At 68.1% G+C, this 24,653-nt stretch carries 16 protein-coding genes and 1 CRISPR repeat array; of the genes, 9 read left to right on the top strand and 7 right to left on the bottom strand.

Annotation, left to right across the window (positions count from 1 at the left end; all coding sequences use genetic code 11):
* Window positions 1-73 precede the first annotated feature (73 nt).
* The 3 genes from BVI061214_RS09560 (at window position 74) to BVI061214_RS13860 (ending at window position 13,061) form a co-directional block, all read left to right on the top strand.
* Window positions 74-2,722, top strand: coding sequence for a DUF11 domain-containing protein (locus BVI061214_RS09560; protein ID WP_053768194.1), 2,649 nt, complete (start codon window positions 74-76; stop codon window positions 2,720-2,722).
* Window positions 2,719-8,073 (top strand): hypothetical protein, encoded by a 5,355-nt coding sequence (locus tag BVI061214_RS09555; RefSeq protein ID WP_053768193.1) that lies wholly within the window; start codon window positions 2,719-2,721, stop codon window positions 8,071-8,073. The genes BVI061214_RS09560 and BVI061214_RS09555 overlap by 4 nt, the downstream gene beginning before the upstream one ends.
* Before the next feature lie 1,001 nt (window positions 8,074-9,074).
* On the top strand, window positions 9,075-13,061 hold the full coding sequence (locus BVI061214_RS13860; RefSeq protein WP_053768192.1) for a right-handed parallel beta-helix repeat-containing protein: 3,987 nt from the start codon (window positions 9,075-9,077) through the stop codon (window positions 13,059-13,061).
* Here BVI061214_RS13860 and BVI061214_RS09545 read toward each other — a convergent pair.
* A complete protein-coding gene (locus BVI061214_RS09545; protein WP_053768191.1) occupies window positions 13,040-14,869 on the bottom strand; it encodes a polyphosphate kinase in 1,830 nt (609 codons plus the stop codon). The two genes, BVI061214_RS13860 and BVI061214_RS09545, sit on opposite strands and share 22 nt — an antisense overlap.
* Here BVI061214_RS09545 and BVI061214_RS09540 point away from each other — a divergent pair, their 5' ends adjacent.
* The 6 genes from BVI061214_RS09540 to bfr all read left to right on the top strand — a co-directional run bounded on the left by BVI061214_RS09540 (window position 14,870) and on the right by bfr (window position 19,924).
* Window positions 14,870-16,393, top strand: a complete 1,524-nt coding sequence (locus tag BVI061214_RS09540) for a Ppx/GppA phosphatase family protein (protein ID WP_053768190.1) — start codon at window positions 14,870-14,872, stop codon at window positions 16,391-16,393.
* 124 nt (window positions 16,394-16,517) lie between these two features.
* Window positions 16,518-17,093, top strand: coding sequence for a TetR/AcrR family transcriptional regulator (locus tag BVI061214_RS09535; RefSeq protein ID WP_053768189.1), 576 nt, complete (start codon window positions 16,518-16,520; stop codon window positions 17,091-17,093).
* Complete coding sequence (locus BVI061214_RS09530; protein ID WP_053768188.1) at window positions 17,080-18,216, top strand: acyl-CoA dehydrogenase family protein; 1,137 nt, start codon at window positions 17,080-17,082, stop codon at window positions 18,214-18,216. The genes BVI061214_RS09535 and BVI061214_RS09530 overlap by 14 nt, the downstream gene beginning before the upstream one ends.
* 11 nt (window positions 18,217-18,227) lie before the next feature.
* Window positions 18,228-18,680 carry a MaoC family dehydratase gene (locus tag BVI061214_RS09525; RefSeq protein WP_053768187.1) on the top strand — a complete coding sequence of 151 codons (453 nt, stop codon included), beginning with the start codon at window positions 18,228-18,230 and terminating at the stop codon, window positions 18,678-18,680.
* The gene (locus BVI061214_RS09520; RefSeq protein ID WP_003045433.1) at window positions 18,680-19,420 is read left to right on the top strand and encodes an SDR family oxidoreductase; all 741 of its coding nucleotides are present in this window, start codon (window positions 18,680-18,682) and stop codon (window positions 19,418-19,420) included. Before BVI061214_RS09525 ends, BVI061214_RS09520 begins: the two co-directional genes overlap by 1 nt.
* 27 nt (window positions 19,421-19,447) lie before the next feature.
* On the top strand, window positions 19,448-19,924 hold the full coding sequence (bfr, locus tag BVI061214_RS09515; RefSeq protein WP_003045435.1) for a bacterioferritin: 477 nt from the start codon (window positions 19,448-19,450) through the stop codon (window positions 19,922-19,924).
* A 14-nt stretch (window positions 19,925-19,938) separates the two neighbouring features.
* Here the strand turns inward: bfr and BVI061214_RS09510 are convergent, their stop codons facing one another.
* The 6 genes from BVI061214_RS09510 to cas1e form a co-directional block, all read right to left on the bottom strand.
* The gene (locus tag BVI061214_RS09510) at window positions 19,939-20,277 is read right to left on the bottom strand and encodes a winged helix-turn-helix transcriptional regulator (RefSeq protein WP_053768186.1); all 339 of its coding nucleotides are present in this window, start codon (window positions 20,275-20,277) and stop codon (window positions 19,939-19,941) included.
* Between the two features lie 15 nt (window positions 20,278-20,292).
* The gene (locus tag BVI061214_RS09505; RefSeq protein WP_053768185.1) at window positions 20,293-21,234 is read right to left on the bottom strand and encodes a tyrosine-type recombinase/integrase; all 942 of its coding nucleotides are present in this window, start codon (window positions 21,232-21,234) and stop codon (window positions 20,293-20,295) included.
* A 156-nt stretch (window positions 21,235-21,390) separates the two neighbouring features.
* The gene (locus BVI061214_RS09500) at window positions 21,391-21,813 is read right to left on the bottom strand and encodes a type II toxin-antitoxin system VapC family toxin (protein ID WP_053768184.1); all 423 of its coding nucleotides are present in this window, start codon (window positions 21,811-21,813) and stop codon (window positions 21,391-21,393) included.
* Complete coding sequence (locus BVI061214_RS12970; protein WP_156303252.1) at window positions 21,785-21,973, bottom strand: hypothetical protein; 189 nt, start codon at window positions 21,971-21,973, stop codon at window positions 21,785-21,787. Before BVI061214_RS12970 ends, BVI061214_RS09500 begins: the two co-directional genes overlap by 29 nt.
* 118 nt (window positions 21,974-22,091) lie before the next feature.
* A CRISPR array of direct repeats spans window positions 22,092-23,280; the repeat unit is 29 nt; unit sequence CGGGCCATCCCCACGTGCGTGGGGACTAC.
* A gap of 60 nt (window positions 23,281-23,340) precedes the next feature.
* The gene (gene cas2e, locus BVI061214_RS09495; protein WP_053768183.1) at window positions 23,341-23,718 is read right to left on the bottom strand and encodes a type I-E CRISPR-associated endoribonuclease Cas2e; all 378 of its coding nucleotides are present in this window, start codon (window positions 23,716-23,718) and stop codon (window positions 23,341-23,343) included.
* Window positions 23,678-24,649 carry a type I-E CRISPR-associated endonuclease Cas1e gene (gene cas1e, locus BVI061214_RS09490; RefSeq protein ID WP_053768182.1) on the bottom strand — a complete coding sequence of 324 codons (972 nt, stop codon included), beginning with the start codon at window positions 24,647-24,649 and terminating at the stop codon, window positions 23,678-23,680. The genes cas2e and cas1e overlap by 41 nt, the downstream gene beginning before the upstream one ends.
* Window positions 24,650-24,653 lie beyond the last annotated feature (4 nt).

Below are 24,653 nucleotides of genomic sequence, written 5' to 3'. Positions count from 1 at the left end.
GGAAGCCCCCGGGGCGGGCCCCACAAAGGGGGCTTCAAAGGTTTTTCACAAGCGCTTTTTAGGGTAGAAAACGATGAGACTCGCCCTCGCCCTCCTCCTGAGCCTCTTCAGCCTCGCCTGGGCCCTGACCCCGGCGGGCACCGTGATCCGCAACCAGGCCGAGGCCCGGGTGGGAGGGGAGCGGTATTTGAGCAACGTGGTGGAAACCCGGGTCCAGGCCCTCTGCGTGCCCAGCGTGACCCCTGACGGCACCATCCCGAGCCCGGGCCAGGAGGCCCAGGCCCCGGCGGGGGGCTTCGCCTACCTGGTCTACCGGGTGGCCAACCTGGGGAACGCCCTCTTTACCCTGGGTCTGGACTATCTGGACCAAGATGCGGGCTTCCGCCCCGAGGCGCTCCGCCTCTTTTTGGACGTGAACGAGAACGGCCAGCCGGACCCCGGGGAGCCCACGGTGGCCTCCCTGGACCTGGCTCCCGGGGAGGCGAAGCGGGTGGGGGTTGAGGTCCGGCTTCCTAGCCCCGCCTCCGGCTCCTACTTCTTCACCCTCAGGGCCACCTGCGCCGACAACCAGGGGGTGAAGCGGGACGAGGACAACTGGGCCCGGGTGCGGGTGGGGGAGGGGCCCGTCCTCCAGGTCTTCAAGGAGGCCACCCCCACCGCCGCCAGGCCCGGGGAAGCGGTCACCTTCCGCCTCACCCTCCACAACCTGGGCGGGGAGGCTTTGGGCCCCATCTACCTGACGGACGACCTCTCGGGCCTGCCCCTGGTCTACGTGGGTGGCTCGGCCAGGGCCCCTGTGGGCCGGGTGGAGTTCTATGACGGAAGCGCCTGGACCCCTCTGGAGCCCGCAAGCCCCAGGGCCATCCGCCTGGTCCTTTCCGGCCTAGCCCGGGGCGGCATGGCCGAGCTCTCCTTCCAGGCCCGGGTCCTCGAGGGAACGCCTCCCCAGACCCTGCGCAACCTGGCCCGGGCGGAGGGGCCGGGGGGCCCGGCGGAAGGGGCGGCGGAGGTCACCGTCCTGCCCCTCTACCAGCACCACCTGGGCCCCCAGGGGAACCCCAGGGCCCTGCCCGGGGGCGAGGGGAGCGCCGACGACCGCCAGGCCAAGGAGGCCCTCGAGGGCACCCGGGTCTGCTTCGCCCACACCCTGGAGAGCGCCGGGTCCGTGGCCGAGGCCTACGCCCTCCGGGTGGAGGGGCTTCCCGGTGGGGCGACGGCCGCCTTCCTCACCCTCTCCGGGACCCCTCTCGCCAACCCCCTGCCCCTGAACCCGGGGGAGAGGGCGGACTTCCTGGTCTGCTACGGGGGCTTCACCGCCCCCTTCGCCGCCAGGGTGGTGGCCCGGGGCGGAGCGGGCGACAACGCCACCTGGGACGAGATCACCCGGGTCCATCCCCAGGGGAGCCTCACCCTGCGCAAGGCGGTGAACCCGGCGGGCACGGTGAGGCCCGGGGACACCCTCACCTACACCCTCACCCTGGAGAACGCCATCGGCCCCATGGAGGTGGAGGTCCGGGACCCCCTGGACCCCCACCTGGAGTTCGTGTCGGCCTCCCACGGAGGGCGCCTGGAGGGGGGGAAGGTGGTCTGGCGCCTCACCCTTCCCCCGGGAACCACGACCCTCACCCTGACGGCGCGGGTGAAGCCCTCCACGCCGGACGATACCCGCATTCGCAACGGGGCTAGGCTCCACGCGCCCCTCTCTCCGGACCCCATCCCCTCCAACCCCGTGGAGAACCCCGTCTGGAGCGCTGGGCTCCTCCTCCAAAAGGAGGTGACGCCCAAGGAGGCCCAGCCGGGCGACCTCCTCACCTACACCCTGCGGGTGGCGAACCCGGCGGGGGCGGCCCTCGAGGTCCGGGTGGAGGACACCCCTGACCCCCGCCTGGCCTACGTGGAGGGAAGCGCCACCAAAGGGTGCCAGAGCCCCGTTCCCTGGCCCGTGGAGGTGCGGGATGGCAAGCTCCTCTTCGCCCCCTTCACCCTGCCCGCCCAGGGCACGGAGTGCCTGAGCTATCGGATGCGCCTCCGCCCTGGCCCCGCCGGACAGATCGGCAACGTGGCCCAGGCCCTTGGCCTCTCGGCTAACGGGGCTGCCACCGCCTCGGCCCAGGCTCAGGCGGTGGCTCGCCTGCGCCCCGGGGTTTTTGAGGAGAAGGGCCTCCTCCTGGGCCGGGTCTTCCTGGACCTGGACAAGGACGGCCTCTTCTCCCCCGGGGACATCCCGCTTCCTAGGGCCAGGCTCCTCCTCCCCGGTGGCCTACAGGTGCTCACCGATGCCGAAGGGCGCTACGCCTTCCGGGACCTCCCCTATGGGGTCTACGAGGTCATGCTGGACCCCGCCACCGCTCCCTTCCCGCCCCGGCCCCACCCCGAGGCCCTGGGCGAGGGGTACCGCCACCGGGTGCCCGTGTACGGCCTGGCGGTCAGCGACTTCCCCCTCGCCCTGGACCTCAGCGTGAAGGTGCGCCGAAGCACCACCTTGCGCATGGGGCCCCTCACCGTGGAGAAGCGGGTGCTGGAGGCGGAAGGGGCCAGGCTGGTGGTCCTCACCCTCAAGGCGGCGGAGCCCCTGCCCGAGTTCCGCCTGACCGACCCCGTGCCTGGGGGCGAGGACTTCGTCTTTGAGGCCGAGGTGCTGGAAGGGGAGAAGACCCTGAGCTACAGGCTCCCCCCTGAGGCGCCCTTCACCGATCCCGAGGTGCGCTGGAGGTATCCGTGAGGAGGCTCATCGCCCTCACCCTGCTCCTTGCCTTGGCGCAGGCCCAGCCCGCCCTGCCCCCCGATTTGGGGGCACCCCCGGCGGGGACCGACTGGGGGGTTATGGGCGTGATCCCGGGTAGCGGCCTTGGCTGGGCCAGCGACACCGTGGTCCTCCACTTGAGGGCCAAGGGGGAGGTCCGCCTCTTTCTCTACTCCCCGGGCCTGGACCCCGAGGACTACCGCTCGGCCCTGAAGGGGAAGCCGGAGCTCGGGGACGAGCGCTACGACAAGAACCCGGTCAAGACCACCTTCCGCCTGTTGGATGCCGACGGGCGGGTCCTGGCGGAGAAGGTCTACGGCCTCGAGCCCCACCGCTACGACCTCCTCTACCGGGGGCCCCTGAACGGGGAGTACCGCCTCGAGGCCCGCCTCGAGGGCCTGGCCAAGAACGCCTTTGCCCTCTTCCTGCCCAAGGGGGTGGAGGCCTACGCCCCGCCTGGCCTCTCGGTCTTTTCGGTGCGCTCTCCCCAGACCGCCTACCGGGCCAAGGAGCCCTACCCCCTTTACCGCCTTTTGGTGAAGACCCCGGGCTTCCGCCTGGGCCTTTACGACGGGGACGGGCCCGAGGAGCTGGAGGCCTACCTGGACGGCCCCAAGGGGCGGGCCAGGATGCCCGTGAGCGGGGATAGGGAGTGGGTCTTCTACGAGCTTTCCCCTGGGGCTTACACCCTCTCCTTCCGGGTGCCCCCCACGGCCAAGCAGTACTCCAACACCGTGGCCTTGGGTTTCCCCACCTGGATGCGCCTGAGGGAGGACGGGGTCATGGAGGAGTTCAGCCCCCTGCCCGTAGAGGTGCGGGCGGTGGACACCCAGGGGAACCCCGTGCCCATGGAGCGCCGCCTGGTGGAGGAGCGGGGCTATAGGGTGGTGGAGCCCCTCCTGCCCCAGGGCTACCGGCTTTTGCGGGTGCAGGTGGAGGGGGGCGAGCTTCTTGAGGGGAACCGGGTGCGCTTTGGCCTCATGGGCGGGCGGGCGGTTTACGTGCTGGAGAAGCCCGCGCCCAAGCTCGAGGAGAAGAAGGCCACGCTCCGCCTCGAGGCCCTCCTGGTCCTGCCGGGGAGCGAGCGGCCTTACGCCCTCCCCTTGAGGGTGGCGGACCGGGAGGTCCGCACCCCGGCCACCCTGGAGCTTTCCCCCGGGGCCTACTCCTGGGCGCTTCCCCAGGTTCCCGGGGCCCAGGTGGAGGGGCCCACCCAGGTGGCCCTGGAGCCCGGCGGGTCCAAGACCCTGGTCTTTAGGGTCTACCCAGAGGTGAACCTGGAGCTTTCCCCCATAGAGACCTCCCTGAGGGAAGGGGAGAGGGGGGTCCTGGTCCTCAAGGCCACCACGCCCTTCCCCGACCTCCTGCCCGCCGAGCTCAGCCTGGAGCTTCCCGAGGGCCTCGAGGCCCTCGCCCCCACCCGGGCCACCCTCCCCCTCAAGGGCGAGGCCCGGCTGGAGGTGCCCTTCCTGGCCAAGGAGCGGGGCACCTACGGGGTAACGGGGACCCTTCTTCCCTACGGCCTCAAGCGGGAAGGGCGGGTTTTGGTCAGGCGCCCCGCCACCTTCGCCCTGGAGAAGCGGGCCCTGAGCCCCCGGGTTCCGGTGGGGGAGAAGGTGGACTTCCTCCTTCTGGTGAAGAACCTGGGGGATGATCCTGGCCAGGTGGTTCTGGAGGACGTGGCCCCGGAGCTGAACCTCGCCTATCGGGAGGCGCTCTCCTTGGGTTCTGGTGAGGTCAGGGAGATCAGGCTTAAGGGCCATGTGAACCGCCCCGGGCCCACCATCAACACCGCCCGGCTCCTCCAGGGGGATAAAGAAGTCGCCCGGGCCCAGGCCGAGGTGGTGGGCCTCGCCCCCGGGGCCCAGCTGGAGCGGGAGGCGGACCTGGGCGCTTACGTGCCCGGGCAGGAGGTCTTGGTCTGCCTGCGGGTGAGGAACACCTCTGAGGTTCCCCTGTCCTACACGCTTCGGGACGAGCCCCCCGAGGTGGTGGAGGCGCTTTCCCGCACCCAGTTCCAAGGGGAGCTCAGGCCCGGGGATGCCCAGGCCCACTGCTACGGGGCCCGGGTGCGGTTTGGGCCTGAAGGGGAGGGGCGCTTCCGGGCCACCCTTACCTACGGGGGCGAAACCCAGGTGAAGGAGGCGAGGCTTAAGCGGGTCTTGCCTTCTTTGGTGAAGGAGGCTTCGGCGAGTAGGGTTCTTGCGGGCGGCGAGGTGCGCTTCCGCCTGCGGGTCAAAAACCCCCTTCCCCGTCCCCTGGCCCTTACCCTGCGGGAGTCCCCTGACCCCGGCTTGGGGATGGAGGCCCAGGAGGTGCCCCTTCTCCTCTCTGCCAATGAGGAGAAGGTGATGGAGTTCAAGGCCACCCCCAAGGCCCCGGGCCAGTACCGGAACCAGGCCTCCCTGTTCTTCCAGGGCCCCCCGGCCGCCTTCCCCGCCGAGGCCAGGGTCCAGGTCCTGCCCCTCCTGCAGGCGGAGCGCCTTTCCACCATTGAAATCCCCTACGGCGTGAACGCCCAGGCCGGCCAGGTGCTCCTGGGCTTCGCCCTCCCCGAAGGGGCGGAGTACGAGCCCGGCAGCGCCCGGCTGAACGGGAACCCCATCAAGGCCAGGCTCCTTAAGAACAAGGTCCTCTTCCTGGCGCCGGAGACCCAGGGCCTGGTGAGCTTCCGGGTGCGCCACGCCCAGGCCCTTCCGCCCCTGGCTGAGCCCGAGCTCACCCTGGTCTACGGCGGCCGGGAGGTGGCCTTCCGGGGCACGCTGAGCCTGGCCGACTACCGCAAGGCCTCTCCTGAGCCCGAGTCCAGAAAGGCCCCCATCCTCTACCCGCTCCCCGGCGCCCTGGTGCCCGAAGGGGTCACCCGGGCGGTGGTGGAGGTGCCCGCCGGGCTCACCCCCCGCCTCCTGGTGAACGGGGAAGAGGTGCCCTTCGCCAACGTGGGCCTGGTGGCCGAGGACCGGGAGAGGGGCGTGACCCGGGTGGAGTACTACGGCCTGAAGCTGAAGCCCGGCAAGAACCTCCTGAAGCTTCAGGCCCCGCCCCTCTACGACGAGGTGGAGGTCTTCGTCCCGGGCAGGCCCAAGGCCATTGAGGTCCTTCCTTTGAGCCTCCAGGCCGACGGGAGCACGCCTTTGGAGTTCCTGGTGCGGGTGATGGACGAAAACGGCCTGCCCACGGGCTTCGGGGCCCTCACCCTCGAGGCCAGCCCCGAGCCCCTCCTCCCCGATGCCTTCCCCCTGGAGCCCGGCTACCAGCTCCTCCTCAAGGACGGCGAGGCCCGCCTCCTCCTCAGGCCCACGCCCGTGCCCCGGGAGGTGGTGGTGCGGGCCCGCTTCGCCCCCCTGGAGGCCGAAAAGCGCTTCTTCGCCGGGGGTCTGGACAAGCCCCTCTGGCTCCTCCAGGGCGGGCTGGTGTGGCGGGTGGCGGAGGGCGAGTTCTTTGGCACCCTCGCCGCCTACGCCGAGCTTCCCTTCCTCCGGGGCCGGCTCCAGGCCGCCATCGGCTACCCGGCCGGGCTTCCCGCTTCCCAGGCCCCGGACCGCTTCCCGGTCACGGGTTCGGCGGGAGAGGCCCAGAGGATCCTCCCCTCCCAGGACCCCGTGGCCTTCCGCTACGACGACCACCTCCTCACCCTGGGCTACGGGGAGATGAACCTCTCCCTGCCGGGGGTTTCCGCCCCCAGGGCCACCGGGGCCTACCTGGAGACCCGGGGCGAGGTCGGCCTCAAGGCCTACGCCGCCCTCGTGGCCTCCGGGGAGAAGGAGGTGGAGATCACCCCCGACGGCACCCGCCTCTACTTCCTGGGCGAGGCGGTGAAGCCGGGGAGCGAGAAGCTCACCCTGGTGGAGGGGGCTTCCGAAAGGGTGCTGGTCCCCCTCAAGGACTACACCCTGGACTACCCCACGGGCCTCATCGCCCTGGCCAGGCCCCTCTACCCAGTGAGCGAGTCCGGCCTCTCCGTCCGCCTCAAGGTGCGCTACACGCCCATGGAGGCGGGCCGGGACTTCCTGGCCTACGGCTTCGGGGCCGAGTACCGCATGGGGGCCTTCAGCGTGGGGGCCGCCTACCAGCGCCTCCCCTCCGGGGAGGAGTGGGGGGCCGAGGCCCGCTACCAGGAGGGCTCGGACCGGGCCCGCCTGGCGGTGCAGAGGGGGAGCAAGACCCGCTTCGCCCTCGAGGCCGCCCTGGGGAACCCCACGGCCCTCCGCCTGGAGGCCAACCTCACCTACACCCTGGAGGACAGGGCCCTGAGCGGCCAGGCCAAGGCCTCCTACCCCTTGGGCCCCGGCCGGGTCTCCTTGGAGCAGAGGGACTTCCAAACGGCCCTCCTCTACGAGATAGACCTTAAGCCCCTGGTGGTGGGGGCGGGCCTGGGCTACGCCTGGGACCAGGCCCTCTTCCTGGCCCTCCTCCGGGGCGGGTATCGGGAAGGGGGTACGGAGGTCCTGGCCACCCTCACCAACCAAGGGGCCGCCCTCGAGGCCCGCCAGGCCCTCTCCGACACCCTCACCGCCGAGGCCTTCCTCTCCACCGACTGGGAGAGGGTGAAGGGCCGCTTCGGCCTTAAGCAGAGGCTAGGGGACGGCAACCTGGCCGTCTCCTACGAGCTCCCGAACGAGGCCGGGGAGGCGGGCCGGGCCCGCTTCGGGGCCGAGGTGCCCCTCCCCATCACCGACAAGCTTTCCCTGAACCTCTCCGGCCAGCTGAGCCTCCCCGGGGGCTTTGGCCTCTCCGCCGCCCTCCGCTACCGGGAGGAGGCCCTCTCCGCCCTCCTGGCCCTGGACTACGCCGAGGGGAAGCTCGTCCTCCGGGCCGGGGCCACGGGCGCGTTGGACCGGGAGAGCACCCTGGGCCTGGACGCCACCTTCCAGCTCCTCCCCGAGCTCAAAGGCCGCTTCAGCGTGGCCTACGCCCTCCGGGGAAGCCGGCTCGCCCTCCTCACCTACCACCGCCTGGTCTACCCCGAGGGGGAGCTCAAGGGCGAGGTCCAGGCCGCCTACCTCCTCACCCCGGGCCTGCAGGTGCGGGCGGCCCTGGCCTACCGCCACCTCCTGGAGGACCCCTTGGCCTTCACCTACCAGCTCTCCCTGGCGGCTTTGGGCTACCTGGGAGACACGGGCTTCGGCCTGGGGGGCGGGGTCCACTACGCCGCCCAGCCCGGCACCGGCTACAGCGCCCTCGCCTTCAGCGTGGAGGGGGCCTACCGCCTCCGGGACTACGCCAGCCTGGCCCTGGGCTACACCTTCACCGGCGCCCCCCTCTTCCTCACCCCGGAGGCCAGAGGGGGCCTCTACCTGCGCCTGGACATCTTCGGAGGTAGCCGATGAAGCGAGTTCTGATTCCGCTTTTGTTGCTTTTGCCGGGACTGGCTGAAGCCCAAGTGGTGCGCCCTTTCCAGTTTGCGTATAACCAAGACATCCACGGCGACATTGTGATCATTGGCAATACCCTCATGACCTGCGGAACCAGCACCGTTACCCCCTCCAACCCTCCCAACTGCAACACCAACGACACCAGCCTAAACAACGACCGGCAGATGGTTTTTGTGGATTTTGACGGTGACCCCAGCACCCCCAACTCTTCGCGGGCCACCTTAAACCTACCTTCCGGGGCCAACGTGGTTTTTGCAGGCCTTTACTGGGGAGCCCGGGCTAATCCCACCAGCACCGCCCGGAACCAAATCAGGCTTCGGCCTCCCGGGGCAGGGGCCTATCAAACCATAACCGCTACCTGGCTCGAGACCATCACCACCCAGGGTACGAGCACCACCCGCCCCTACGCCGCCTTTGCCGATGTAACAGCGATTGTCCGGTCTGCTGGCAGTGGAGACTACTGGGTAGCCGGGATCACCGCGGCAACTGGTAACGACGGACTTGGTTTTTATGCGGGCTGGAGTCTGGTGGTCGTTTACCAGCACCCTTCCGAACCCCTGCGCCGCCTATCGGTGGCCCACGGATTGGCCGTTGTGAGCAATGGGAATAATGTAACTCAGACTATTTCGGGACTTTTGACGCCTTTGGTGGGACCAGTGGAGGCCCGGATAGGAGCCGTGGCTTGGGAAGGAGATGCAGGAATTACAGGAGACCAATTCCAGATTCGCCCAACTGGGAGCGCTACCTGGCAGAGTTTGAGCGACAGTCAGAACCCGTCTAATAACTTTTTCAACTCCAGCATCAGTCGCTTGGGTTCCCGCTTCTCCGCCAAACTCCCAGACTACGTCAACCAGTTTGCCCTTGATGCCGACCTGGTGCAGTACAATGGCCTACCTAACGGTACCACCTCGGTAGACCTTCGGTTCACTTCTTCTCAGGATGTCTATTTCCCCCAGGTGCTCACTTTTGCGGTCAACCTCTACCTTCCCGACCTCGTCACCACCTTCACCAAGACCGTCCAGGACCTAAACGGGGGCGATGTCCTGCCGGGGGACGTGCTGGAGTACACCATTAGCTTCACCAACACCGGCCTAGACGGCGCAACCAACGTGGTGGTGCGCGATCCCATTCCTGCCCACACCCAGTACGTGCCCGGCAGTCTGCGGGTACTCACCAACGCCACCGGAGCCCCCACCGGCACCTTTACCGATGCCGCTGGGGACGACATCGCCGAGTACGCCGCCTCCTGCCCCGAGTTCTCGGGCGCCCCCTGCGTGCGCTTCCGGCTGGGTACCGGGGCCAACGCCACCAGCGGTGGGTTGATTCTGCCCACTCAGGGGGCTAGTGTGCGCTTTCGGGTACAGGTGCTGCCCTCCGCCGCGGGCCAGACCATCACCAACACTGCCCATGTGAGCTACAACAGCCAGACCCTGGGGACGGGCTACAGCAAAACCGCTTCGGCCAGCGTCCAAATCCCGGTCTACCAGAGGATCAGCGGCAAGGTCTACGAGGACCCCATCGGCAACGCCCAGCCTTCGGGCTTCGTGCCCCGGCCCGGGGTTAGGGTCCGCCTCTACCAGGACCTCAACAATAACGGCCAGATAGACGCCTCCGACACCTTCGTGGCCGAAACCACCACCGCCTCGGACGGGAGCTACACCTTTAGCGTGTTGAACGGTTACTACCTGGTGGCCGTGGATTCCCGTTCCGTGAGCCCCAGCGCTGGCTTCAACACCGGCTACGGCCAGGGGGATGTCTGGGCGGAAGAGACCTACGGAGACGACCCCACCACCCCCGCCTTGGACCTGGGCCCCCGCTACGGCGGGGCGAACCCCGGGGCCTCGGACGGCTTCAACCCCTCCGACACCGCTCCTTCCGCCAACACCGGAGCCAAGCACCTGGCCCGGGTCCAGGTTTCGGGTAGCGACGTGAGCGGCGTGGACTTCGCCTTCAGCTTCAACGTGGTGACCAACCTGCGGGGCGGGGACACCGCCGACGACGACGCCAGCGCCAACCGCACCGTCCAGGGCTCGCTTCGCCAGTTCCTGCAGAACGCCAACGCCATTGCAGGCCCCAACGCCATGCGCTTCGTGCCCGCAAGCCCCTACGCTCCCAATACCTCAGGCTCAGGTGGGAGCTGGTGGACCTTAAGCGTCAGCAACCCCCTGCCCTTCGTCCTGGACCAGTACACCACCCTGGACGGCACCGCCTACGATGCCCAGAACCCCCTTTCCCTGCGGGACACCAACCCGGGCGTTTTGGGCACCGGGGGCACGGTGGGGGTGGACGGCCTTCCCCTGCCCCAGACCCCCAGGCCCGAGCTGGCCCTGGACTTTAGCGCCCAGACCAACGCCAGCGGCACGGCGGGCATCCGGGTGGAGGCCCAGAACACCACCATCCGGCGTCTGAGCCTCTACGGCCAGCGGGGCTTTAGCACGGGGGGACAGGCGGCCATCTTCGTCACCAGCGCGGGCCAGGCCACCCTGGAGGAGCTGGTGGTGGGGGCAGTTCCCGATGGAAGCGACCCGACCAGCGTGGGGGCCCAGCAAAACCGCCGCTACGGGGTGCGCCTCGAGGGGCGGGCCACCGTCCGGGGGAGCTTCTTCGCCTACAACGGCTACGCCATCCTGCTCAACGGCCCCTCGGCCCAGGGGAGCCAGATTGAGGGGAACGAGTTCGCCTACAACGGCCCTAACTCCACCTCCACGGAAGGAGCGGCGGACGGGGACACCGTGGCCTTCTGGAACAGCGGGACCGCCTGGACCACCCCGACCGTCTTCCGGGGGAACCTGGTGCGGGACGTGCGGGAGGTAAGTGGGCTTGCGGCAGCCACCGACCGGGGGAAGGGGCTTGAACTCTGGTACTCGGGCACCAGGAACGTCCTCATAGAGAACAACACCATCCTGCGGGCCAGGACGGCGGGGGTGGGGATCCACGGCGGGGCCCAGGGCAACACCCTGCGGAAGAACATCATCCAGGACACCCTGGGCTACGCCGGCCAGGGCGGGGCGGGGGTGCACCTCTCCAACACCGGGGGCACGCCCCTCCGGAACCGCATCACCCAGAACCACTTCGGCAACAACCGGGGCCTGGCCATAGACCTGGACAGCGGTGCCGGGACGGTGGGGAACGGGGTTACCCCCAACGATGGGAACTGCAACAACACCTCCGAGCCCAACGTGGGCCTGGACTTCCCCGTGATCACCCGGGCCCAGGCGGTGGGCAGTAGCCTCCTCGTTGAGGGCACGGCCTGTCCCAACGTGACCGTGGAGGTGTACAAGGCGGTGGCGGGGAGTGGGGACTTTTTGGGAGGCCTCGGCTACGGGGAGGGGGTCCTTTACCTGGGGTCTGGCACCGCCAGCTCTAGCGGGGCCTTCAGCTTCACCGTGCCCCTTTCGGGCCTGAGCCCGGGCGATTACGTGAGCGCCATCGCCATTGATACGGGCGGCAACACCTCGGAGTTCAGCGCCAACTTCCAGGTGGTCTTCGGCTACACCCTTTCCGGCCAGGTCTACCACGACCGGGAGCCCAACGGCATGAGGAACGGGGAGGACTGGTCGGACGGGGTGCCTGTCTACGTGAAGCTGGTGCAGGGCAGCACGGTGGTGGCGGTAGAGACGGTAAACCCTGGGAGCGGGACCTACACCTTCACCGGGGTCGCCCCCGGCAGCTACACCCTGGTCCTGGACGATAACAACGACCCCGCCGACACCACCCCCACGCCGCCCTCGGGCTGGCTCTTCATCAACCCCGCTGGGGGCAGCCGGGGTGTGACCGTCACCAGCGCCGATGTGACCGGGCAGGACTTCGGCCTCTTCCGGGGCTTCCGCCTGGAGGGGCGGGTCTTCCTGGACGACGGGGAGGGGGGCGGCGACGCCAACAACGCCTGGCAGGACGGCGGGGAGCGGGGGGTGCCCGGGGTGGTGGTGACGGCCACGGACGGCACCAACAGCCGGACGGCCACCACGGACGGCCTGGGCTTCTACCGGCTTTACATCCCCTATAGCTTCGGGAGCGTGACCCTCTCCCATCCGGCCCGCCCGGCCACGGGCTGGAACGACGGGACCACAGCTTACCAGGTAGCCTCCTGGGCGGAGGCCACTGCGCCAAACTCCAGCGGGGCCACGGTGAACTTGGACCCCTCGGCGCTTTCTGGCGTGGTGGTGCGGAACTTTGGCGTGGTGCGGGAGAGCCGGCTTTACCCGGACGCCTCCGGGCAGACGGGCTCTCCCGGGGCCATAACCTACGCCCACTTCATCAAGCCCGGGACCCTGGGGAGCTACACCCTGAGCCTGGCCAACGCCCCCCGGTTCGCCTACCAGGTGCGCCGGGACGTGAACTGCGACGGGGACTTTGACGACCCTGGGGAGGGCTTCCAGGGGCTTCCCCTCACCTTCACCGTGGACGCCACCTGGCCCCGGGAGGCGGACGGGAGCCTGAAGGCCTGCGGCCTGGAGGTTCGGGTCCTGGTGCCCGCCGGGGAGCCCGACGGGAGCCTGGACATCGCCCTCTTGAGTGGGGCCCTCAGCTACGCCAACAACCCTGGGGTGGTGGAGGCCCGTGGCCTGACGGACACCACCACAGTGTCCACGGGGCAGGTGCGGCTGGAGAAGCGGGTGCGGAACGTGACCCAGGGGACGGCCTTTGGCGCCTCGGCTTCGGGCAAGCCTGGGGAGGTGCTGGAGTACTGCATCGCCTTCCGGAACCTGGGGACGGCGGCGGTGACGGGCTTTGTGCTGACGGACCCCATACCCTTCTTCACGGACCTGTTGTCTTACGGCTCCTCGCAGGACATCAAGCTGACCTTTGGCACCACCACCTACCTGACGGCGGCACAGGACAGCGACCAGGGCGAGGTGGTGGGGGGCGTGGTGCGGGTGGCCTTGGGGACGCTAGGGCCTGGGGCCTATGGGGAGGTATGCTACCAGGCCAGGATCCGCTGAGCGTCGTGTCGGCCGCCCCAAAGGGGGGTCTCCCCTTTGGGGCTTAGGAGGAAGGCGTTGCGGTCGTCCTTGAGCTGGCGCTTGAGGACCTCGAGGACCTTAGCCTTTCCCTCCTTGTCTAGGACGGGGAAGAGGAGCTCAAACCGGTTCTGGAAGTTCCTGGGCATGAGGTCGGCGCTGGTCAGGTAGAGGGCCCAGCGGCCCCCCTGGTAGAAGGCGGCCACCCGGGCGTGCTCCAGAAAGCGCCCCACCAGGCTCCGGGCCCGGAAGCGGGGGTGGAGGAGGGTGAGGGTGCTCCGCACGATGAGGTCCACCCGGGCCCCCTTGTCGGCGGCCCGGGCCAGGGCCTCGAGGAGGGCCGGGTCGGTGAGGTGGTTGCACTTGAGGAGGATCCGGCCCTTGGGGTGGCTTTCGGCCCGGATGTGCTCCAGAAGAAGCTCCTGGATGGCCTCGCCCGTCTTGAGGAGGTTAAGCCTAGGGGTCCGCCCCTCCTGGAGGGCCCGGAAGAACTCGGCCACCTCCATGACCACCTCCTTCCTGGCGGTGAAGAGGGAGAAGTCCGTGTACTGGCGGCCGTTTTGCGGGTTGTAGTTGCCGGTGCCCAGGTGGGCGTAGCCCCCCTTTTGGGTGAGGAGGAGGAGGGCCTTGGCGTGGACCTTCCTCTCCGAAAGGGGGAGGACCGCCACCCCGGCCCGGAGGAAGCGCAGGTACCAGGAGAGGTTCAATAGCTCGTCAAAGCGGGCCCGGGGCTCCAGGAGGACGTGGACCCGCTTGCCCGCCCTGGCGGCCTGGATCAGGGCCTCGGCCAGGGGGTTGGCCTCGCCGATGCGGTAGAGGGTGGCGTAGACCTCCTCCACCTCCTCGCTTAAAGCGGCCTCGGCGAAGCGCTCAAGGGCGGCGTAGTCCTCAAAGGGGTGGTAGAGGACCAGGTCTTTTTCCTGAAGCCGCTTCAGGGGGTTTTTCATGAAGGCCCGGGGCCGCTTGGGCTCCAAGGGGGGAAAGCGCCACCTAGAGGGGCCTTCGGCCACCAGGGTCTCCACCAAGGTCAGGTTCAAAGGGGGCGAGAGGAGGATCACCTCCTCGGGCAGGAGGCCCAAAGCCTCCTGGAGGCCCTCAAGCCAGCCCTTTGGGAATCCCCTTTCCGCCACCAGAAGGGTGGAAAGCCCCTCCTGGCGGCCCTCGAGGGCCTGGGCCAGCTCGTCCCAGTCGGCCCGGGCCCGCTCGCTTTCCAGAAGCCTGAGGACGCGAAACTCGTAAAGGGGGCTTTCCCGGGGCAAAAAGAGGTCGCTCCTGGCCCGCATGAGGGCCCCCAGGCGCACGTAGGTCCCCTCCCGGCCCGGTACCTTGAGAAGCCGGGGCAGGTCCTGGGGGAGGCGGACCAGGTGGTCCTCGGAGGCGAAGTAAAGGGCCCCGTGGCTGGCTTCCTTGGCCGCCTCCCAGGCGATGAGGTCGGTCTTGGGGACCACCACCTCCGCCAAAAAGACCCGGAAGTAAAGCCAGTCCAGGTCGTCCAGCTCCTCGGGCTCCAGGATCTTTAAGTGGGGGGCGGCCTCGGCTAAGAGGGCCCGGTAGCGCCCTTCGGCCAAACGGGCCTGGTCCTCGGCCTCCTTCAGGAGCCTTAGGTGGGCCTCGCTTCCCCTATGCTTCAGGAAGGGCTTGGCGATGCGGGCGGCGAAGAACTCGTCCAGGTTCCGGTTCCAGATGGCCAAAAAGCGCATCCTCTCCAGGAGGGGGAAGTCGGGCCTCTCGCTTTGGCGGAGGACCCGGCGGTTAAACTGAAGCCAGCTCTCTTCGGGGAGGAGGCGCATGTGCTACAGATTACGCCAGAGCAAGGTCAGATAGCGGTCAAAAGGAGAAGCCTAGCGGTCCTGGACCTGGGCTCGGGCACCTTCCGCCTGGTCCTCTACGCCTACGAGCCCGGTCGGTACTTCCAGCTTCTGGACGAGCTCAGGGAGCCCGTGGCCCTGGGGGAGGGCCTGAGCCGGGGGAGCCTCGCCCCCGAGGCCCTGGAGCGGGGGAGGAAGGCCCTTAAGGCCTTCGCCAGCTTCCTCGAGGCCCTGAAGCCCGACGAGGTCCTGACCCTGGCCACCAGCGCCGTGCGGGACGCCGCCAACGGGGGGGTGGTCCTCGAGGAGGCCAGGCGCCTGGGCCTCCAGGCCAAGCTCCTCCCCGGCGAGGAGGAGGCCAGGCTCGGGGTGCTGGCGGTGGCCAACGCCCTCCCCTTCCAGGCGGCCTTGGTGGTGGACCAGGGGGGTGGGAGCGCCCAGGTCTCCCTGATGGAGGGGCGCCGCTTCGCCTTCGGTAGGGCCCTGCCCCTGGGGGCCCTCCGCCTCACGGAGGCCTACCTCCGCTCGGACCCCCCCAAGAAGGCCGAGGTCAAGGCCCTGGAAAAGGAGGTGGCCCGGCACCTCCAGGGCCTTCCCCTCCCCAGGGGGCTTCCCCTGGTGGCCCTTGGGGGGAACCTGCGGGCCATCGCCAGGCTCCACCAGAAGCGGAAGGGCTACCCCCTGGACCTCCTCCACGGCTACTACCTGCCCAGGGGCGATCTGGAGGACCTGGCCGAGGACCTCCTTTCCCTTTCCCTCAAGGCCCGGGCCTCGCTTCCCGGGGTCCAGGCCGACCGGGCCAGGACCCTGCCGGCGAGCCTCCTCTTCCTGCGCCTCCTCCTCAAGGAGGCGGGCGCCCCAGGGGTCTATGTGAGCGGGGTGGGGATCCGCGAAGGGGCCCTCTTCACCCGCCTCCTCCCCGAGCCCCACCTCCTGCCCGACCCCCGGGCCTTCGCCGTGGAGAACCTGTTCCGGCACTACCCCTTCAACGAGGCCCACCGGGAGCGGGTGAAGGCGTTGGCCCTGGAGCTATTCCAGGGCCTCGCCCCCCTCCACGGCTACGGGGAAGGGGAGAAGCGGCTTCTTCTGGAGGCCGCCCACCTGCACGACATCGGCATGCACATCGGCTACCACGAGCACCACAAGCACGGGGCCTATCTGGTGCTCTCCACGCCGCTTTTCACCATGAGCCACCGGGAGCAGGCCCTGCTGGCCCTTCTGGTGCGCTACCACCGGCGGGGAAAGCCGGAGCCCGGGGCCTTCAGGAGCCTCCTGAATAGGGGAGACGCCAGGCTCCTTCTTCGGCTCTCCGCCCTCTTGCGCCTGGCGGAGATGCTGGAAAGGACGCGCTCGGGGCGGGTCCGAGGGGTGCGGGTGGCTTTGGGTGAGCAGGTCCGGCTTCTTCTGGAGGCCTCGGAGGAGCCCTGGGTGGAGGTTGTGGAGGCCAGCAAGCAGGAGGGGCTTTTCCGGGAGGCCTTTGGTCTTGGGTTAGAGGTGGCGTGGTAGGTTGAAGGGGGGAATGGTGTCACAAGCCGATAAAATCGTGATACTTAACACAAATAGATCACCCTGAGGCTTGACAACCTCCCCCAGCCAGGGTAGAGTACCTTTACCAACCGGTCGGTAGACTATGATCGCCACCACCCGCACCCGCATCCTGGAGGAAGCCGCCAAACTCTTCACCGAGAAGGGCTACGAGACCACCAGCGTTCAGGACATCGCCCAGGCCACCGGGCTCTCCAAAGCGGCCCTCTACCACCACTTCCGCAGCAAGGAGGAGGTGCTCTACGAGATCAGCCTCCTGGCCCTCGAGGGCCTCATCCGGGAAGGGGAGAAGGCCCTGAGCGAGCCCCATCCCTCCCTGGCCCTCCTGCACTTCATGGAGGGGCACGCCCGCTTTTTTGAGGAAAACCACGCCTTTTTCGTCACCATGCTCCAGGGCATCAAAAGCCTTTCCCCCGAGAAACGGGAGAAGACCGTGGTCCTGCGCGACCGGCACGAGGCCAACCTCCGTACCATCCTGAGGCGGGGGATAGAGGCGGGGGTCTTTCGCCCGGTGGACGTGGCCCTGGCGGGGCGGGCAGTCCTCTCCATGCTTAACTGGATGATCCGCTGGTTCCGGCCTGGCGGCCCCATGCGGGCCGAGGAGGTGGCCCGGGGCTACTACGACCTGATCCTAAGGGGGTTGGAGCGTGAAGGTGCCTGAGCACAAGGAGATCCGGGAGCTTGCCCGGAGGTTTCTTTCCGAGCAGGGCGGGGCGCTTAGGGCCTACGAAGAGGAGGAGGCCTTTCCCTGGCCCCTTGTGGAGGGGATGGCGAGGCTCGGCTTCCTTGGGGTCTTCGTCCCCGAGGAGTTGGGTGGGGCGGGGCTGGACTTCTGGGCCTACATCGCCCTCCTGGAGGAGATGGGGGGGTACGCCTCCTTGCGCTCTGTCCTCTCCGTGCAGCAGAGCCTGGTTCTCACCCCTCTCCTGGCCTATGGCACCGAGGCGCAGAAAGAGCGCTATGTGCCCAGGCTGGCCCGGGGCGAGGTCCTGGGGGCTTACGCCCTCACCGAGCCGGAAGCCGGCTCGGACGCCGGGAGCCTAAAGACCAGGGCCTACCGCGACGGGGATTTTTACGTCCTCGAGGGCCAGAAGACCTTCATCTCCCACGCCAACGTGGCCGAGGTCTTCATCGTCTTCGCCAAGACGGACCCTGACCAAGGCAGCAAGGGCATCAGCGCCTTTCTCGTGGAGCGCCAGGATGGGGTGAGGACCACCCCCCTCAAGGGGAAGCTGGGCCTGAGGGCTGCGGACACCGGGATGGTCTTCCTGGATGGGGTGCGGATTCCCAGGGACCGGCTCCTGGGCCAGGAAGGGGAGGGGTTTAAGATCGCCCTGTCCACGCTAGACACGGGCCGCATCTCCCTGGCGGCCGGAGCCGTGGGCCTCATGCAGAGGGCCCTGGACCTCTCCTTGGCCTACGCCAAGGAGAGGCGGCAGTTTGGCAGGCCCATCGCCAGCTTCCAGCTCATCCAGGAGAAGCTGGCGGAGATGAAGCTGGACCTGGAGGCCAGCCGCCTCCTCACCTACCAGGCGGTGGCCAAGAAGCTCTCCGGGGAACGGTACACCCTCGAGGCCAGCATGGCCAAGCTCTTCGCTTCCGAGGCCGCCAACCGGGTGGCCTACCGGGCCATCCAGGTCCACGGCGGGTACGGCTTCTTTGAGGAGTACGAGGTGGCGAGGCTTTATCGGGATGCCCGCATCCTCACCCTCTACGAGGGGACGAGCGAGATCCAGAAGCTGGTCATCGGGGCCCACCTGACGGGGATCAGGGCCTTTGCTTGAGGAGGTGCGCCATGCCCTTATACTTTGAGGACTTTCAGGTAGGCCAGCGCTTCACCACCCCCGCCCGCACCGTCACCGAGGCCGACATCGTCCACTTCGCCGGGGTCTCCGGGGACTTTAACCCCATCCACACCGACGCCGAGTTCGCCCGCTCCACCCCCTTCGGGGCCCGCATCGCCCACGGCCTCCTGGTCCTCTCCATGCTGACGGGCCTCAGGCAGCGCTCGGGCCATTTTGAGGGGACCCTCATCGCCTGGCTGGAGATCAGGAACTACCGCTTCCTGAAGCCCGTCTTCATCGGCGACACGGTCCACGGGGAGACGGAGATTCTGGAGAAGCGGGAGACCTCGAGGCCCGACCGGGGCATCCTGGTGCAGAAGGTGCGGGTCCTGAACCAGAAGGGCGAAGTGGTGCAGGAGGGGGAGTTCGTCACCATGGTGAAAAGAAGGGAAGGAGGCGCCTGATGGGCAGGCTGGAGGGGAAGAACGTTCTCATCACCGGGGCGGCCCACGGCATCGGCCGGGCCACCCTGGAGCTCTTCGCCCGGGAGGGGGCGAGGCTTGTGGCCTGCGACCTGGACCGGGAGGGCCTCGAGGCCGCCTCCCAGGCCACCGGGGCCATCCCCGTGGCCATGGACGTGGCGGACCCCGCCTCCGTAGAGCGGGGCTTCGCCGAGGCCCTGAAGGCTTTAGGCCGCCTGGACGGCGTGGTCCACTACGCCGGCATCACCCGGGACAACTTCCACTGGAAGATGCCCCTGGAGGACTGGGAGCTGGTGCTCAAGGTGAACCTCACCGGAAGCTTCCTGGTGGCCAAGGCCGCCAGCGAGGCCATGCGGGAGAGGAACCCGGGGAGCATCGTCCTCACCGCGAGCCGGGTCTACCTGGGCAACCTGGGGCAGGCCAACTACAGCGCCTCCAAGGCGGGGGTCGTGGGGCTCACCCGCACGCTGGCCCTGGAACTGGGGCGCTACGGCATCCGGGTGAACGCCCTGGCCCCCGGCTTCATTGAGACCCGGATGACGGAGAAGGTGCCGGAGAAGGTGCGGGAAAAGGCCATCGCCGCCACGCCCCTGGGCCGGACCGGGAAGCCTCTGGAGGTGGCCTACGCCGCGCTCTTTCTGGTTTCCGACGAGTCCAGCTTCATCACCGGCCAGGTCCTCTTCGTGGACGGGGGGCGGACCATCGGCGCGGCCCCGGCCTAAGGGGTAGGATGGGGGAGGAGGTCCACCATGAAAGGGCACCCCGAGGTGATCCAGAGCTTGCAGGAGCGGCTTTCCGAGGAGCTGGCCGCCATTTTGCAGTACATGGTCCACGCCGAGATGGCGGAGAACTGGGGCTTCAAGGCCCTGGCCAAGCACCTGAAGGCCCACGCCATCACCGAGATGCGCCACGCCGAGAAGCACATTGAAAGGATCCTCTTCCTGGAGGGCTTTCCCGAGGTGAGCCGCATCGGGGAGATCAAGATCGGGAAGAACGTGCAGGAGATCCTCTTCAAGGACTACGAGGGGGAACTGCAGGCGGTGAAGGGCTACAACGAGACCATGAACCTGGCCCAGAGCCTGGGGGACAACGGCACCCGGGATATGGTGGCGGCCATCCTCGAGGACGAGGAGGCCCACGTGGACTGGCTGGAGACCCAGCGGGAGCTTCTGGACCAGATGGGCCTCAGCAACTACTTGCAGTACCTGGCCGGGGGCCTGGACTGAACGTTTGCAACTCCTCAGGACACCGGGGCCTTCAGGTGCTTGCGGGCCCAGCGGTCCACGGCCTGGATGACCGCCTCCAGCTCCTCGCCCGAGGGGGTGAGGCGGTAGCGGGTGCGGGGGGGCATGTAGGACTCCACGGTCTTCTCCACGAGCCCCAGCCGCACCAGGTGGTCCAGGCGCTGGGAGAGCGTGGCCGGGTTCACCCCGCCGATGGCTCGGGAGAGCTCGTTGAACCCCTTGGGGCCCTCGAGAAGGGCCCGGATGATGTGCAGGGTCCACTTCTCCTGCAGGAGGTTGAGGGCGGCGTAGACGGGGCAGAAGGCGCCTTCTTCCCGCGCCGGGGCATCGGCCATAGCCCTATGGTAGCACTAAAGGTCGGGGAGCCGGGAGGCCGCCTCCTTAAGCCTTTCCCGGGAGGCGTGGAGGTAGATCTGGGTGGTGGCGATAGACTCGTGGCCCAGGAGGTCCTTGACGGCGTCCAGCTGGACGCCCCTTTCCACCAGGAGCGTGGCGTAGGCGTGGCGGAGCTTGTGGGGGGTGAAGCGCCTGGGGTCTAGGCCCGCCCTAAGGGCGGCTTCACGGAACTTGGCCTCCACGTACCGGGCCGAGGGCACCCGGCCCCGGCACCGCCCCTGGGCAAAAGTGAATACATTCACATTTCCCTGGGGTGGGCCCAGCTCCAAGAGCGCGCTCTGAGCGGTCCGGGAAAGGGGTACCAGCCGTTCCTTGTTGCCCTTACCCACCACCCGCACGGCCACGGGGCGCCCGCCTTCCTGGACGATGTTCTTGCCCTTCAGGGAAAGGGCCTCGGAGATGCGGAGGCCCGTGCCGTAGAGGAAGCGGGCAAGGGCGGTGAGGAGCCGGGCCTCCTTTTCCTGGGCCAGGGCCTCGAGGAAGCGCAAGAGCTCCTCGGGGGCCGGGTGCAGGGGAAGCCGCCTTCCGGCCTTGGGCCGCCCAATGCCCTCGGTAGGGTCCGCCACGGCCTCGCCCCGCACCTGGGCCAGGTAGCGGTAGTAGCTCCTCAGGGCCGCCAGGAAGCCCTGGACCCGCCTGGGGGCCCAGCGCTCCTCCAGGAGGATGGCCCGCACCGCCTCGGGGCCTGGCGGGAGGGCGCGGGCCTCGAGGAAGCGGAACCAGAGGACCAGGTCCTGGAGGTAGCGGCGCACCCCCCGGGGCGAGTAGCCCCGCTCCAAAAGAAGGTATTCGGCATAAGGGGCCAGGGGCAGAAGGGCCTTCTCGGGCTTTTTAACGCCGATGGTTTTCCAGATAACACCCTGGGTGGTCGGCCCAGCCATGGGGGCATTATACATGCGCGAAATGTACCTTTCGCGAAGATGGAGGACTTGCGCCCCTCAAAACTTCCAGCGCTCACCCCACGCGCGTGGGGCCCACGCCAGATGACCTCCCAGGCCATGGCGCCCTTCCCCGACCCCGACTTGCCCACGATGAGGAGCCGGCGGGCCTATCTACCGCCCATAGTCCCGCCAGTTTGCTACCTTTACCCAGGCGAAGGCGGCGAAGTCGCCGATGTTTTCGGTAAGCAACGTGCGGTTGTGCGCCCAAGCGGTCGTCGCAATCATTAGGTCAAACAGCTTCTTGTGGGGGTTGGGAAGCTTCGGCAGGTTCAGCTTCGCCGCTTCCCGCATGGCCTTCCTAGCCACCTTGCCCTCAAAGGGCAAGACGGCAAACCGCGCGAACATGGCCTCCACACTTCTTTCCCGCCTTGGGTCAACAACAAACTCTCCGGTGGCGTACTCAACCTGAACGATGGCCGAAGTTACCAGTTGCTCCTCGCTTAGCCTAGCAAGAAAACGATAAGCCTCCGGCTCGCCGCGCCGGAGGGCAATGAAGAAGTTGGTGTCAAGAAGAAGGCGCTTCGGCGGCCTCATTCTTGCGCCTAACCTTGCGCAAAGGGTGGCGGCGTCCGGTTACTCGCTCTATGGCCTCCACCATCTTCCTGGCATCCTCATCCGTAAGGGGAGGCATAGACTGGACGATCCTGAAGACTTCCGCCGCCTTCTTGGACTTGAAGACCAGGCCCTTAGCCATCGTGCCCTCATCTTACCTCAAGCTTGGTAGGCCCGCCACAGCTCCCACCTAGCCCAGGCGGTCAGGGCGAGGGCTACCACGGCCGGGTGGTCTCGCCCCTCGGGCACCCCTGGCCCTCCGGTCCATCCCCACGTGCGTGGGGACTACCCCCTGCGCACCCCGCTAAAAACCCCGCGAAACGGTCCATCCCCACGTGCGTGGGGACTACGCGGCCCTGGTGCCCACCCGTCCATATGTGGCCGGGCCATCCCCACGTGCGTGGGGACTACGGAGGACGTTTTGGAGACATAACGGCCTACCTCGGGCCATCCCCACGTGCGTGGGGACTACGGATTTGCCCGTCTGGCGGGCCCAGAAGCCGATCGGGCCATCCCCACGTGCGTGGGGACTACCCGTAGGCATCACTCCAGGAGCCCCCACTCGTCCGGGCCATCCCCACGTGCGTGGGGACTACGTCAAGGCCCTCCTTGAGGAGGAGGCCCCTATTCGGGCCATCCCCACGTGCGTGGGGACTACGCCCGGGTTCCCGACAGGCGTTGTCGGGTTGCCGGGCCATCCCCACGTGCGTGGGGACTACCAGGTTCGGCGAGGTGAGCAGGGCGGCGTAATCCGGGCCATCCCCACGTGCGTGGGGACTACGCCAACGCCGCCGCCTGCATCCTGGAGTCGGCCGGGCCATCCCCACGTGCGTGGGGACTACTATATGGCCGCTCGAGTGTGTATATATGTCTCCGGGCCATCCCCACGTGCGTGGGGACTACCCATCTAGCACCTCCTCAGTGAGTTCGGGTTCGGGCCATCCCCACGTGCGTGGGGACTACGTTCAGGAGTTTTTCTAGCTCCTCCCGGTAGCCCGGGCCATCCCCACGTGCGTGGGGACTACCCCGGCCATAGCCTGGACCACGCCCTTGGTTACGGGCCATCCCCACGTGCGTGGGGACTACTGACTACGAGGTCCTGCCTGACCAAGAAGAGCGGGCCATCCCCACGTGCGTGGGGACTACATCTGCCCCACATACTCCCCTGGCTCCAGCTCGGGCCATCCCCACGTGCGTGGGGACTACTGTGAGTGACGATCAACACGGCTGATCCCTGCCGGGCCATCCCCACGTGCGTGGGGACTACTGGAGGGCCATTCGCCCTTAGGGTTCCGCACCGGGCCATCCCCACGTGCGTGGGGACTACGGCCACCTCCACATTAGCCACATTATAGGCCACGGGCCATCCCCACGTGCGTGGGGACTACTCTTAGACACGGGCCCCAAAACTACAGAAGACCGGGCCATCCCCACGTGCGTGGGGACTACACTTGACCAGGACGGCAAAAATGCCGCTTCACCCCCCGTTATGTGTCTTTTAGGGAATGATTACGGTTTTTGGTTTTCAAGATCCCCTTCGGAAGCCTTGGCGAGGCGCTTTTTGTACCTCTCAACTTGCCTGGACAACTTCTCCGCCTTCCGCGCCGCCTCGGCGTTCCGAACGCCCACCAACACTATACCATCAAAGTCCCGCAGGAAGCGATCCGGGTAGCCGTGAAGCCGCAAGGCGAAGCCCTGCTCGTTGTTGGTACGGTAGGCGAGGGCCACCCTGCCGCCCTCGGCCTTCTCCACGGCCCGCTCCCAGAGGAGTTCCCGCACCGTGGCGCTAACCCGACCCACGAAGACCCCGGTGTCCACCTCCACCAGGAAGCGGGTGAGGTCCCCCCTAAGGCTCTTCGGAACCTTCTCCAGGATCATCACCACCATAGGCCACCCCGCCCTCCACCTCCCCCTCGAGGTCCCAAAGGCCCCCAGGACGGGTTGGGTCCTCTTCCACCAGGTCCTCGTCCCCGGGAAGGCCCAAGCCCCGGAAAAGCTCCAGGAGGTCCTCGGCCATACGCTCCAAAAGCCTTCCCTCCTGAATGGCCTCCCGCAGCATCCGGCGCACCCTACGCTCCACCCCCTCCTCGGACTCCGCCACGGTGCGGAAAGCGGCCGGGACGAGGTAATCCGCCTTGTAGAGATCGGCGATGTCGTAGACAAAGGAGAGGAGCTTCCCGGTGTGGATGAAGCCCAGGGCAGGGCTAAAGCCCATGGAGACGATGGCGGCGTGGGCGAGGCCGTAGAGGTAAGCGGCCCCGGCGGAGAGGGCCCGGTTCACGGGGTCCGCCGCCCGCCAGTTGCCCCGGTCGTAGCTCCGGCCGTGCCAGGGCACGCCCGTCTCCCGGCTCCAGCGGGCGTACGTCTCCCGCACCCGCACCCCCTCGAGGCCCCGCACCTGCTCCAGGGTCAGGCCCTCGGGCAGGGGCTCGGGGAAGCGCATGCGGTAAAGCCGCATCACCACCTGGAGGTGCAGGGCCGGTTCGGCCCAGGCCCGGGCCTGCCGGTAGAGCCGGACGGCGCTCCGGGTGTCTCCCAGGCCCTGGGCGTAGAAGCGGGCCATGCCCTCCCCCACCCAGGCCACGGTGCAGCCGTTTTCCGCGAGGAGGCGGATGGCGGCGTGGGTGATGCGGGTGCCGGGGCCCAGGAAGAGGACCCCTAGGCCCGCCACCGGGGCCAGGGTGAGGCCTTCTTGGTCGTAGATGCCGATGCCTCCCGCCTCCCGCTCCACCACGGCGTGCTCCACGTAGAGGTAGGAGAGGCCATCCCGGAACTTGGGAAGCTCCTTGAGGTTCCTGGCGCTGGGCACGGGGGGCATGGGC

The organism is Thermus aquaticus (assembly GCF_001280255.1).
In the GTDB taxonomy this organism is placed as follows: Bacteria; Deinococcota; Deinococci; order Deinococcales; family Thermaceae; genus Thermus; species Thermus aquaticus.
Note: the sequence above shows the minus strand (reverse complement) of the source record. Positions and strands in the feature narration are given on the sequence as shown.

What these genes read in the sequence shown, in the direction of transcription:
- BVI061214_RS09560 (WP_053768194.1), top strand. Translation starts at nt 74, where the DNA reads ATGAGACTCGCCCTCGCCCTCCTCCTGAGCCTCTTCAGCCTCGCCTGG.
- BVI061214_RS09545 (WP_053768191.1), bottom strand. Translation starts at nt 14,869, where the DNA reads ATGCGCCTCCTCCCCGAAGAGAGCTGGCTTCAGTTTAACCGCCGGGTC.
- BVI061214_RS09535 (WP_053768189.1), top strand. Translation starts at nt 16,518, where the DNA reads ATGATCGCCACCACCCGCACCCGCATCCTGGAGGAAGCCGCCAAACTC.
- BVI061214_RS09525 (WP_053768187.1), top strand. Translation starts at nt 18,228, where the DNA reads ATGCCCTTATACTTTGAGGACTTTCAGGTAGGCCAGCGCTTCACCACC.
- BVI061214_RS09520 (WP_003045433.1), top strand. Translation starts at nt 18,680, where the DNA reads ATGGGCAGGCTGGAGGGGAAGAACGTTCTCATCACCGGGGCGGCCCAC.
- bfr (WP_003045435.1), top strand. Translation starts at nt 19,448, where the DNA reads ATGAAAGGGCACCCCGAGGTGATCCAGAGCTTGCAGGAGCGGCTTTCC.
- BVI061214_RS09510 (WP_053768186.1), bottom strand. Translation starts at nt 20,277, where the DNA reads ATGGCCGATGCCCCGGCGCGGGAAGAAGGCGCCTTCTGCCCCGTCTAC.
- BVI061214_RS09505 (WP_053768185.1), bottom strand. Translation starts at nt 21,234, where the DNA reads ATGTATAATGCCCCCATGGCTGGGCCGACCACCCAGGGTGTTATCTGG.
- BVI061214_RS09500 (WP_053768184.1), bottom strand. Translation starts at nt 21,813, where the DNA reads ATGAGGCCGCCGAAGCGCCTTCTTCTTGACACCAACTTCTTCATTGCC.
- BVI061214_RS12970 (WP_156303252.1), bottom strand. Translation starts at nt 21,973, where the DNA reads ATGGCTAAGGGCCTGGTCTTCAAGTCCAAGAAGGCGGCGGAAGTCTTC.
- cas2e (WP_053768183.1), bottom strand. Translation starts at nt 23,718, where the DNA reads ATGGTGGTGATGATCCTGGAGAAGGTTCCGAAGAGCCTTAGGGGGGAC.
- cas1e (WP_053768182.1), bottom strand. Translation starts at nt 24,649, where the DNA reads ATGCCCCCCGTGCCCAGCGCCAGGAACCTCAAGGAGCTTCCCAAGTTC.